Here is an 11,781-nt window from a genome sequence, read left to right on the forward strand (position 1 = left end):
ATCGCTGATGGCGACGGGCGCGATGCTCTGGGGCGGCGCCTCCTACAATAACGGCATCCTGCCGTTCAAAATCTATATTCTCGGTGAAGCCTATACGCGCGACGGCGAACCGGCGAGCATCGTATCGCCGGGCGATCCGCACGGGACGGTGACGCCCGAACAGGCGGCGCGCGGCGCCCTGCCCTCGCTGCTGCCGCTGCCGACCTGGCATGTCGTGCCGCCCGGCGACATCTTCCGCGTGTTCGAACGCGGCGGCCGCAACATCGCCTCGCAATTCCCCGAGATCGGCATCCCGAACATCGGCGGCAATATCCAGCGGCTCGAGGAACCCGGCCGTCCGGACCTGCGCCAGTCGAACCGCGGCCCCGGGACAGGGCTTCGCGTTTCGATCCCGGTGCTCAACATCCACAAGACCCGGCTCAACGATCCGTTCACCTGGTTCATGGGGACCAACGACCAGCCCGGCGACTATCGGCATTCGGGCTGCGCCTCCTGCCATGTCGTCTATGCGAACGACCGCGAGCCGCGGCATTCGCTGACCTGGGCGCAATATGGCCGCGACGGGCAGACGGCGACCGCCGATCCGACGATCAACCGGTTGCGCGAGGGCCAGCACCGGCCGGGCGCGCACGAGGAAGAAGAAGTCGACGTCGCGATGGCGCCGGGCCAGTGCGGCGCGGCGTTCGACCGGGTCGCGGCGAGCATTCGCGCCCGGCAGGAGGCCGGCGGCCGGCATGGCGACGGCGATCCGGACGATCACGAGAGCGACGGCGATGACGCCCATGGCGGAGTCGGCGGACCCGGCGAAGAGGAGCACGCCTCGGACGCCGTGCCGTTCGGGGAGCGCGAGCGCGGCCATCCGGTCCGCCATGCCTTCACCCGGTCGATCCCGACCGCGCAGTGCATGAACTGCCACATGCACCAGCCCAACATGTTCCTGAATTCCTATCTCGGCTACACGATGTGGGATTATGAGAGCGATGCGCCGCTGATGTGGCCGCGCGAACAGATCTACCGCACCGCCGAGCAGATGTTCGCGATCCTCGACCGCAATCCCGAGATGGCGGCGGTGCGCGGCTGCTGGGGCGACATCGATTTCCTGCGCAACGTCAACGACCTGATCAATCCCGAGGCGCGGACGACGCAGTTTGCCGATTATCATGGCCATGGCTGGAACTTCCGGGCGATCTTCCGCCGCGATCGGGACGGCAATTTCCTCGACGCGGACGGCAATGTTCTCGATCCCGACGATCCCGAGCTGTTCCGCCGCGAGGGCGAGGGCCAGTTCGTCGATATCGGCACCAATCCGGGCCGCGCCGTGCACATGATGGATATCCATGCCGAGATCGGCATGCAGTGCGCCGACTGCCATTTCGCGCAGGACAGCCATGGCAACGGGCTGATCTATGGCGAGGTGGCGAGTGCGGTCGAGATCCAGTGCGTGGATTGCCATGGCACGGCCGACGAATATCCGACGCTGCGGACGTCGGGACCGGCCGCGCCGCCGACCGGAAACAATCTCGCCTTGCTGCGGAACCCGGACGGCCAGCGCCGGTTCGAATGGATGCTGGACAGCGAGGGACGGCGCATCCTCGTCCAGCGCTCGATCATCGATCCCGAACTCGAATGGGAGGTAAGCCTCGTCCGCGATACGGTCGACCGCTCGCATCCCGATTTCAACGAAGCGTCGGCGCGGTCGAAGCTGATGGGCCGTAACGGCGCGGAAAGCGGCGTGTTCGAATTCGGGCCTGGCATCGCGCGGGAGGACCGCGCGCATCGCGACGACGAAATGGCCTGCTTCACCTGCCATCTCTCCTGGACGACGTCCTGCGGCGGCTGCCACCTGCCGATCGAAGCCAATGCGCTGACGTCGAGCCATCATTATGACGGACTGCAGTCGCGCAACTTCGCGACCTACAATCCGCAGGTCGCGCGCGACCAGATGTTCCAGCTCGGCCGCCATCAGGACACCCGCGGCAATATCATCGCGCCCGTCCGCTCGAGCTCGGCGCTGGTCCTCAGCTCGACGAACATCAACCGCGAGCGGATCTACGTCCAGCAGCCGCCGATCGCAGCGTCCGGCTATTCGAGCCAGGCCTTCGCGCCGCACTTCCCGCACACCGTCCGCCGCACCGAGACCAAGCAATGCACCGACTGCCATCTCTCGGAGGCCAACGACAACAATGCGATCATGGCGCAGCTGCTGCTCCAGGGCACGAATTTCGTCAACTTTGTCGGCCTCAACGCCTGGGTCGGCAACCAGCAGGGCTTCCAGGCGGTCCGGGTCACCGAATGGGAGGAGCCGCAGGCGGTGTTCGGCTCCTATCTCCATCGCTACGCCTTTCCCGATTACTGGCGGCGGCATGTCGAGGATAACGGCCGCGAGCTGATCGAATTCCGGCGCGGGCGCATTTTCGACGGCGACCTGTCGGGCGAAACCCGGGCGATCGAGGAAATCGAACATATCACGCAGCGGACCAACGGCGCCGCCCGCTGCCTCCAGCTGCGCGGCGAATATATGTTCGTCGCCGAAGGGTCCGGCGGCTTCCAGGTCTATGATGTCGCGAGCATCGCCAACAAGGGCTTTTCGGAACGCATCGTCACCGCGCCCTTCTCTCCGCTCGGCCACGACACGCGTGTCGATTCGACCAACGCAACCTGCATGGCGCTGCCGACCAACCAGAATATCGCGCCGACCCGGCAGGAGACGATGGCCAATACGATGGTCACCGCGCCCGACGGCGCCGAGCGCAGTCTGCTCGAGGTCAATCGTGAACAGCGCTTCCACCCGATCTACAACTATGCCGCGGTCACCGACGGCGTCGAGGGCCTGTTCCTCGTCAACGTCAACACGATGGCGGACGGCGAATTCCGCAACAACTTCCTGCGCCGCGCGGAATTTGCGGACGGCACCACCGCCTGGAACGAGAACGGCGTGCTGGACGGCGCACGTCACATCGTGCTCGGTGGCCATTACGCCTATATCGCCGCCGATGCGGGGATGGTCGTCATCGATCTCGACGATCCCCTGGCTCCCCGGCATGTCGCGACGATCCCGCTCGCCGACGCCCGGGCCGCCGCGCTCCAGTTCCGCTATCTCTGGGTAACGACCGCCGAGGGCGTGCAGGTCATCGACGTCACCGATTTCGAGAATCCGCGCCTGATCCCCGAGGCGACTTTCCCGCTCGCCGATGCGCGGCGGCTCTACATTGCCCGCACCTATGCCTATGTCGCAGCCGGGCGCGACGGGCTCGTGATCCTCAACGTGGCCAATCCCGAAGCCCCGGTCGAGCATGCGCGCTTCGCGCGCGAAGGCGAAACGCCGGACACCAACGACGTGATCGTCGGCACGACCAACGCCTCGCTCTTCGCCTATATCGCCGACGGCGTGAACGGGATGAAGGTGCTGCAACTGACAAGCCCGTCGAGCCAGCCCAATTTCTACGGCTTTTCGCCCGCACCGGTGCCCGAGCTGATCGCCTGGATGCGCACATCCTCGCCGGCGCTCGCGCTCTCCAAGGGCCTGGACCGCGACCGCGGCGTCGACGAGACCGGCGGGCAGATGGCGGTGTTCGGCCGCCACGGTTCGCGGCCCTTCACCCGCAGCGAAATGGAACGGCTGTTCCTCAACAGCCGCGGCATTCCCTACCGGGTTACGGACAGCGTCGACATGGACAACTGGGTCGCCGCGGCTTTCGCGCGGCGCTAATCGGACCTTTGAGTGCCCTTGCCCGTTCGGGCCGAGCCTGTTTAAGCCCTGCCCTTCCTTTCCCACGTCGAAAGAAAAGGACAGCCGTTGGCCTGCGGCCGTTTCCGGCCCGACGGGCTCAGGGCAATCGGACAATCTTGTAGAGGTTTTCGGACGGCATTACTGCTTCCGGTCGCTCGCATGTTCGTCGATCAGATACCGCACCAGCGGCTGCATCGTTTCGTCGTAGCGCGCGAGCTGCACATGATCGTCCGCATCGTCGAGATGCGAGATCAGGCTGCGGCCGTTCCAGTAATGCAGCGCATAGGCGGGGGGGTCGGCGATGATCATCGGCCGGTTGTCGGGTCGGCCCGGGTCGATAGGGCGCAGGTCGAGCGCCACCTGCGGCGCGGTCGACGGAACGACGGCGAGCGACAGTCCCGCCCAGCCCGTCAGGATCGGCCGGTGGATATGGCCGGCGACCATGCCGACGATATTGCTCGCCGGCGCGAGCGTTTCGCGGAGCCTCTTCACCCAGGCCGCTTCCGGCTCGGTCGTCATCCAGGGAATCCCCGTTTCGATCGGCGGATGATGGAGCACGATCAGCACCGGCTTTTCCGGTTTTTCCGCGAGCCTCTCCCTTAGCCAGGCGGCACGGACATCGCAGAAGGCGCCGCCGTGCCGGCCCGGCTCGAGCGTATCGAGCACGATCAGCCGAAGCGGCCAGCGATCCTCGTCGATCACATATTGGACGAAACCTTCGGCTTTCGGCACTTCGGGAAACAGTTTCGCGAAACCGTCGCGATCGTCATGATTGCCCATGCAGGGCCAGACCGGGAACGGGCAGCGCCCGAAGGCCGACTTGAGCCGGCGATAGCTGTCGGTATCGCCCTTGTCGGTAAGATCCCCGGTGGCGAGCAGCAGGTCCGGCTGCGGCGTCATGTCGCACAGCCGTTCGAGCACCTGATCGAGGCGCCGGCGGTTGAATTCCGCCGGATCGTCCGGATCGAAGCCCAGATGAATGTCGGTGATCTGCGCAATCAGCATGGTTCCGGGGTTTCCCTCTCTGCCATGCGCCCTCCCTGGTTCGACCCTATTGCAGTTCAGCGATCCTGACGCGGATTGATCGCCAGACTGCCATAATCACGGACGCTTCTCGGCCGCTGCCCGCGGTTGTTTCTTGCGCGGACGAGATATGGTGCCGCCTCGTCGGCATGATAGCTGTGACACATAGCACAGGTCGATGCGATTTCGTCGCCGCTTGCGGCTCCGCCGGCATGGCATTCGCGACAGGTCTCGATGCCGGGGAGCAGCACGTCGCTCGCTTCCTCCGACGTCGACGCTTCGTGGCAGGTACCGCATTCCTCGGTCTCATGCGCGGCATGATCGAACCATCCGGCATGCATGTAGCGCGAAATCTGCCGCACCGGCGTGATGTCGAAGGCGAGCGACGCGCGGGCCGGCGGACGTTCCACCTCGTGACAGTCGAAACAGGCGCCGTCGCGCGAAAAGACCGCGCGGATCGCATCGTCGGCGCGCGCATAGCGGGTGCGCGCGGCGAACTGATAGCGGCCGACGGTCCGGGCGCGGCTGTCGTCGCCGGGCCGCCGCCGCTCCATTCCCGACAGGTCGATCGGCCGGCGCGGCGCGGTTCCGCGATAGAAGGCGCGGATATCGGCGATCACCATTTCCGGCTCGCCGTGACGCAAGGTCCGGACCGTTCCGCCGATCCGGTCGAAGGCCAGGCTGTGGCACATCTGGCAATTGGCCTCCATCGTGATCGGTTCGAACCGGGTGCGATCCGCGGTCGGGACGTGGCAGTCGGCGCAATCGAGCGCCGCACCGAACCCGTATTCGCCGCTCAACCGCTGCGCCATGCGCGCCACGCCGTTGGTTTCCGACAGGTGAAGCTCGTGCGGGAATTTCAGACCCGTATTTTCCTCCGGCCCGTCTTCGAGACTGATCCGGCGATAGCGCGCCATCCCCGTTTCGTCGGCCGGACGCGTCATGATCCGCGGCCGGAATTCCGGATGGTCGCGCCCGAAATCATGGGCGTTGAGGATGTCCGTATCGGCGAGCCGGGTATCGAGATCGGCATGGCAATCGGCGCAGAATTGCTGGGGAGCCGCCGCCATTTCCCCGGCGCCCTCATGTTCGAGATGGCAGGAGGCGCAGCTGCGCTGCGGGCGGTTGAACGCCATCGACACGGTCCGCAGAAAGGCGCGCCCCAATCCCGGTTCCGGTTCGGATACGGCCATGCGGTCGGCCTCCGCATGGTCGGGAATATCGGTATGGCATTCGAGGCAGGCGCTGTCGCGCACCGACACGAAGGCTTCGACGTGACAGGCCTGGCAATCATCGGCGAGGTTGGCGTGCCCGTCCGACATGGAGCCGCTGACCCACACGCTGTCCGCATGGAAGCCTTCGGCGCGCTGTTCGACGCCCCTGTTCGAATAATAGGACCAGATCGGCAGCGCGAGACAGGAGACCAGCACAATCGCCACGAACGTCCAGGCGCTGATCCGCTTGCCGGGTATCGTCCCGGCCAGCGAAAAGAGGCGATGCGCCTCGATGCTGTCGGCCACGTCCTCGCGATCGATCGTTATCGCGATCCGGCCCGCTTCCTCCTCGCCCTCGCCCATCGCGACGATCAGCCGGTGGGGGCCGATCCGGATCGTTCCGCCGCGCACGGCGTTGATGTCCGCCCGGGTCGTCGAGCGGCCGTTGACTGCAACCGGCAGGTTCTTTTCGGTTTCGAGGGTGATCTGAGTCTTGCCCGCGCGGCGGATCGTCGCGTGATGCAGGGTGACGCCCAGATCGCTGAGGACGATATCGCTCTCTGCGCCGCGCCCGATCTTCAGCGTGTCGCCATCGACCGTCCTCGCGCGGACGATTTCCCGGCCACCCGAGGTGCGCGAACGATATTTGACGATAAAGCTCATCGCACCCCTACCAGTAGAAAAATACGCTGACGATATGCGCCGACAGCGCGGCAAGCAGCGCGAAAGTCAGCGGTACATGGATGTACAGCCAGACCTGGAGCATCGCCTTGATCCTGAGATGCCGCCTGATCCGCGACAGCGCCGCCTGCTTGCGCGCCAGCAATGCTTCGAGCCGGTCGTACAATTCGTCGAGCGGATGGTCCCCGGCGCTCGACCTAGACCGGAAACCGGCGAGCGCCCGCGCCGTCCCCCCGCCGCGATACTTGCCGCTCAATCGCTGCCACAGCCCGCCATCGAACGCCGTTTCGTCGAGCGCCTCCTGCACGATCGCCGCGCCGCCGGCATCCAGCGGCTGCGCGGCGTCGAACAGCTGGCGATCGATATCGTCCACGGTTTCGAGCATCTGCGCCTCGGTCGTCTCGTCGCGATTGCTGCTGAGCTGTCTCGGGAGGATGCCGTAGACCGAGATCCCGAAAATGCCGGTGACGATGACGATCATCATCAACACCCAGGCGAGCGTATGGACGTTCCATCCGAGCTGGAAACCGGTGTGCAGCGTGCCGATCACGATCAGCGACAGGCCGAGATAGACATGCGCCGACGTCCAGCCCTTGAGCGACCAGCGGCCGGGCGTCATCGCGCGCTTCCGGACACCGAGCATCGTCAGCCAGAGGATGAGGCCGACGCCGACCGTGCCGAGCGTGTAGCCGAGCCAGCTGCCGCCATTGTGGCGCGGCTCGATATCGATCAGCAGGTACACCGCGATCAGCGTGACCGAGATGCCGAGCGCCATCTTGCCCCAGTAGCCCCGGCGGTAGCGCAGAAAGCCCTCATGCTGCGCCCCGGCGGCGATCTTCGTGCGTTCGACGTCGCCGGTCCCGGCGAAATCAGGCTCGGTGTCCGCATGCCGCGTCGCCATGATCAGCTCTGCTCCGTCTCTAGCCGGGCGACCGACAGGAATTCCTCGGGTGCGACGCGGATCGCGGCGCCGGTCGGGCAGGCCCGCACACAGGCCGGCCCGCCCGCGATACCCGCGCACATGTCGCACTTGATCGCCACCTTCGGCGTGTCGTCGGACACCCGCTGCTCGATCCAGTCATGCTCCGGCTCGCCGGGTCCCGGCCCCGAGCCGAAGAATATCCAGCTGAGCAGCGAAGGCTTGGGCGGCGGCACCTTTTCCATCCGGATCACGCCATAGGGGCAGTTGCGCTGGCAATTGCCGCAGCCGATGCAGGTTTCGTCGATGAACACCTCGCCGTCGTCGCCGCGATGGATCGCATTGGGCGGGCAATCGGCCATGCAGTGCGGATGTTCGCAATGCCGGCAACTGGTCGGTACATGCAGGTGCGCATAGGTGCGCCCCGCCTCGCGATCGAGCCGCGAAAGACCTTCATGGCTGTCGGCGCAGGCCTTTTCGCAATTGTCGCAGCCGACGCAGAGATTTTCGTCGATCAGCAGGACGTCGGTCGCTTCGCCGATGCCGTTCTCGACGAGAAAGGACGCGACCGAGCTGTACATGTCGACCACGCCGGAGAAACTGTCCTTCCTGGCCTCGACGAAATTGGTGACGTCCTCGCGCGATTCCATTTCGCGGCGCGCCCGTTCGAGCAGTTTCGGTTTCCGCTCGAGCAGCGCGCGAAACGCATGGCCGTCGATCCGGATGACCTCGGACTTGATGGCCGCCCGCACGGTCGCCGTCCGGGGCTGATCGTCGAGCAACGCCATCTCGCCGACATAGGAGCCGGCCGGAAGATAGGAGAGGAACACGGGTTTGCGGCCGACCATCTTTTCGACGACCATCGATCCCGACCGGATGACGAACAGGTCGATCCCGTCATCGCCCTCCTCGATGATCGCCTCGCCCGCCTTCACATGCAGGATTTCCGCGGTCTTCATCACATCGACCAGGTCTTCGGACTTGAGGCCCGAACCGAACATCTGCAGCAACTGCCGTTCGGTCGAAATATTCGTGACGGCGCGGCGCGCCGCGGGCACGGACGCCATGAGTTTCAGCGTCGCCATGCGCGGAATCTCGACGACGATCGTGTCTTCGGCCGCCCGGATGGTCGCCCCGCGGCGGCGGCCGGATACGAGGCCGACTTCGCCGAAGATCGAACCTTCCTCGATCCCCTGGGTCAACGATCGGTCGCTCTCGCTGAGCTCGACCAGCACGCTGCCCTGGGCGATGCCGAAGATCGACGAGCCGGGCTCGTTCTTTTCGAAGATCGTCTGACCCTTGCGGAAGAAATGGACTTCGGAATCGAGCATGAACTCGCGCATCTGGAGGGGTGAAAGCTCGTTGAGGACCGTCACCCGGGCCCGCAGGAAATCGAGCCATTGTTCGACCGACTGGCGGCCCGGCAAACCCTGGAATTTCGCCTCGAGCAAAGGTTCGTCGGCAGGTTTCAGGTCGGTGTTGCCGTTGATGAACTCGACCACGTCATAGCCCTGGTTCATGCAATGCTTGATCAGCGGATATCCGGCGAGCGCGCCGATGACGAAGATGCCCTTCTTCGTGGATTCGAAGGCGGGCGAGAGCTTCGGAAAAGCCTCGCGATCCTCGCTGGCGAATTCGACGCCGCAGGCTTCGACGAACTTGCGCGGCGGCGCCGACCCGATCCGCGCGATCACGCGATCGCAGCGGATCTTCGTCTGGCCGTCCCGCGTGTCGAGCAGGATCTCGCCCGGCAGCAGCTCCGCCGGCGCGGTTTCGTTCATGATGGTGATCCGGCCCTGCTCGCCGGCGGTCGTCAGCAATTTGACGTTAGCGTCCTTGGCGCGCGCGAATTCGGCGGACCGGTTGAGGATCGTGACGGTATTGCCCTGTTCCGGATCGGCGGCCAGGCCCAGCGCGTTCTCGATTCCGGCATCGCCCGATCCGATCACGGTGATATGCTCGTCCACATATTCGCCGGGATCGTCGAGCTGATACTGGACATGGGGCAGATCGCCGCCCGGGATGCGCAGCGTATTCGGATTCCCCTGCGTGCCGATCGCCAGCACGACATTCTCGGCCGCAATCGTTTCGCCATCGGCCAGCGCGATCCGGAAATTGCCGGCATCTCCCTCGATCGCCGTCACCTCGGAATCGAGCCGCACATTGACGCCTTGCGCCGCGGCCTGTTCGTCCCAGGTGCCGAGCACGGCCTCCCGCTTGCCCGCCTCGAAATCCATGTCCGAGCGCAGCACGAGCTGGCTCGGCGTCGCCATCACATGCTTGCCCTTCTGGTATTTGTAGATGGTGTCGGAGAGATGGTCGGTCTTTTCGAGCAGGACGTGCGAAAGGCCGAGTTGTGCAGCCCGTCCCGCTGCGCTCAGCCCGGCCGGGCCTGATCCGATGATAGCGATCCGATAGGCGTCCGCCACATTTCCCCCCTGCCCCTAGGGCAAGCATAGCCGACGGCCGGGTTTCCCCCGTTTTCTGCCGGCATGTCTGTGCGCCCGATCGCCACTCTATCATCTTTGGGGGGACAAGCTAGATAGAAGCGGGAAATTTATAGAAGGTGGAAAACATGGGCGAATCGCGGGAATCGGATGCCGGGAACAATGGCGGGCTCGCGCGCTACGCATTGATCGCGGCAGCCGCGATCGCGACCTTTTCGATCGGTTTCGCGATCGCGCGCGGCGACGACCGCGGCGCGGCCGAAAGCGGCGCGCCGGAAGGCACGGCCCAGGCCGAGGCGATGGCCAGTGGCGACTTCGACGTGGCGATCCCCAGGCTCGAAGCGCGGCTCGAGGCGAACCCCGAGGACGAGGAAGGCTGGTCGCTGCTCGGCCTCTCCTATTTCCAGACCGGGCGCTATGCCGATGCGGCGCGCGCCTATGGCCGGGCCAGCGAACTGAACCCGACGCTCGCCCGCTATCATTCGGCCCGCGGCGAGGCGCTTGCGCTGGCGGCCAATGGCGATTTTCCCGAAGCGGCGCAGCAGGCCTTCGCGCGCGCGCTCGAGCTCGATCCCGCCGATCCCCGGGCCCGCTATTTCGAAGGCGTGCGCAAGGACATGGCCGGCGATCACGCGGCGGCGATCGACGACTGGATCGCGCTGCTGCGCGACACGCCCGCCGGCGCGCCGTGGGAAGGCGATCTGCGCCGGTTGATCGCCCAGGTATCCGAAGAGGAAGGCATCGATGTCAGCGGCCGTGTTCCACCACCTGGGACGATGGCGCAAAGCAATGTGCCGGCGGCGGCGACGCAGGGGATTCCCGGTCCGACGCCCGAGCAGATGCGCTCCGCCAGCCAGCTGCCGCAGGGCCAGCAGGAGATGATGATCGAGAATATGGTCAACGGCCTCGACGAGCGCCTGTCGCGCAACCCCGACGATGCCGATGGCTGGATCATGCTGATGCGGTCGCGGATGCAGCTTGGCCAGACGTCCCAGGCCGGCAACGCCTGGCGGCGGGCGCGGGAGGCGTTTGCCGGCAATTCGGCCCAGCTCGAACGGATCAACGCCTCGGCGCGGGCGCTCGGCGTGCCGGGCGCCTGAGGAGCGGGCCTAGCGAGTCCAGTTACCGAACCGGTCGACGGCGGCGTCGATGATGGCCGGATCGTTGGGCACCTGCCCCGCGAGCACCAGCTGCGCGAGACCATGGACCAGCGCCAGCGACTGGATCGCTGCGATCTCCCGATCCCTTTCGCTCGCATCGGCGGGCATGAGCGCGGCGATATTGTCCTTCAGCAAGCGGCCGGCGCGGTTGTCGCCGACCACCGTCCCCCCGCGGTCGCACGCCGCCGACAGATGCATATAGCTCGTCATCAGGCGAAACAGCGCCGGATTGGCGACCGCGAAATGCACATAGGCCTGGCCGATCGCGCGAAAGGCGGCGTCCTGGGTTTCTTCCCGCGCACCGGCCGCCTCCTGCTGGTCGGCGAGCTTTTCGAACCCTTCATGGGCAAGCGCGCCGAGCAACGCGTCCTTGTCCGGAAAATGGCGATAGACGGCGGTCGCGCTGACGCCGGTTCCGCGCGCCACTTCGCGCAACCCGATCTCGTTGCCCGCTTTCGTCTTGAGCAGCCGGAGGCCGGTCTCGATGAGGGCGCTTCGCAAATCGCCATGGTGATAGCCCTGGCGGCGGGCCGTCTTCGCGTCCGTCTCTTCCATGTTGACACTGTTATCATTGATGAGTTAACAATGTCAACATACCGATTCGCCA

General features: G+C 65.6%; 7 protein-coding genes. 2 read left to right on the forward strand and 5 right to left on the reverse strand.

The features are described 5' to 3' along the window. Positions 1–3,709 (forward strand): hypothetical protein (locus tag ACTS1X_RS03985; protein ID WP_442613084.1); only part of this gene is annotated, 3,709 nt, incomplete at its 5' end. Positions 3,710–3,868: 159 nt separating this feature from the next. On the opposite strand, the gene ACTS1X_RS03990 is transcribed toward ACTS1X_RS03985, so the two are convergent. The 4 genes from ACTS1X_RS03990 to ACTS1X_RS04005 are packed head-to-tail and all read right to left on the reverse strand — an operon-like array spanning position 3,869 to position 9,996. Beyond that, on the reverse strand, positions 3,869–4,735 hold the full coding sequence (locus tag ACTS1X_RS03990) for a phosphodiesterase (RefSeq protein ID WP_442613085.1): 867 nt from the start codon (positions 4,733–4,735) through the stop codon (positions 3,869–3,871). A 56-nt stretch (positions 4,736–4,791) separates the two neighbouring features. Next, positions 4,792–6,630 (reverse strand): cytochrome c3 family protein, encoded by a 1,839-nt coding sequence (locus ACTS1X_RS03995; RefSeq protein WP_442613086.1) that lies wholly within the window; start codon positions 6,628–6,630, stop codon positions 4,792–4,794. A 7-nt stretch (positions 6,631–6,637) separates the two neighbouring features. After that, positions 6,638–7,549, reverse strand: coding sequence for a hypothetical protein (locus ACTS1X_RS04000; RefSeq protein ID WP_442613087.1), 912 nt, complete (start codon positions 7,547–7,549; stop codon positions 6,638–6,640). Positions 7,550–7,551: 2 nt separating this feature from the next. Continuing rightward, a complete protein-coding gene (locus ACTS1X_RS04005) occupies positions 7,552–9,996 on the reverse strand; it encodes a cyclic nucleotide-binding domain-containing protein (RefSeq protein WP_442613088.1) in 2,445 nt (814 codons plus the stop codon). A gap of 146 nt (positions 9,997–10,142) precedes the next feature. Between ACTS1X_RS04005 and ACTS1X_RS04010 the strand changes: the two genes are divergently transcribed. Continuing rightward, on the forward strand, positions 10,143–11,114 hold the full coding sequence (locus ACTS1X_RS04010; protein ID WP_442613089.1) for a TPR domain-containing protein: 972 nt from the start codon (positions 10,143–10,145) through the stop codon (positions 11,112–11,114). A 9-nt stretch (positions 11,115–11,123) separates the two neighbouring features. Here ACTS1X_RS04010 and ACTS1X_RS04015 read toward each other — a convergent pair whose 3' ends face one another. Then, on the reverse strand, positions 11,124–11,729 hold the full coding sequence (locus tag ACTS1X_RS04015; protein ID WP_442613090.1) for a TetR/AcrR family transcriptional regulator: 606 nt from the start codon (positions 11,727–11,729) through the stop codon (positions 11,124–11,126). Between the last annotated feature and the right edge of the window lie 52 nt (positions 11,730–11,781).

This window comes from Parasphingopyxis sp., assembly GCF_052168275.1.
GTDB lineage: Bacteria > Pseudomonadota > Alphaproteobacteria > Sphingomonadales > Sphingomonadaceae > Parasphingopyxis.

Bases quoted from the DNA above. Each gene is read 5' to 3' on its own strand.
- ACTS1X_RS04010 (WP_442613089.1), top strand. From the start codon at position 10,143: ATGGGCGAATCGCGGGAATCGGATGCCGGGAACAATGGCGGGCTCGCG.
- ACTS1X_RS04000 (WP_442613087.1), bottom strand. From the start codon at position 7,549: ATGGCGACGCGGCATGCGGACACCGAGCCTGATTTCGCCGGGACCGGC.
- ACTS1X_RS03990 (WP_442613085.1), bottom strand. From the start codon at position 4,735: ATGCTGATTGCGCAGATCACCGACATTCATCTGGGCTTCGATCCGGAC.
- ACTS1X_RS04015 (WP_442613090.1), bottom strand. From the start codon at position 11,729: ATGGAAGAGACGGACGCGAAGACGGCCCGCCGCCAGGGCTATCACCAT.
- ACTS1X_RS03995 (WP_442613086.1), bottom strand. From the start codon at position 6,630: ATGAGCTTTATCGTCAAATATCGTTCGCGCACCTCGGGTGGCCGGGAA.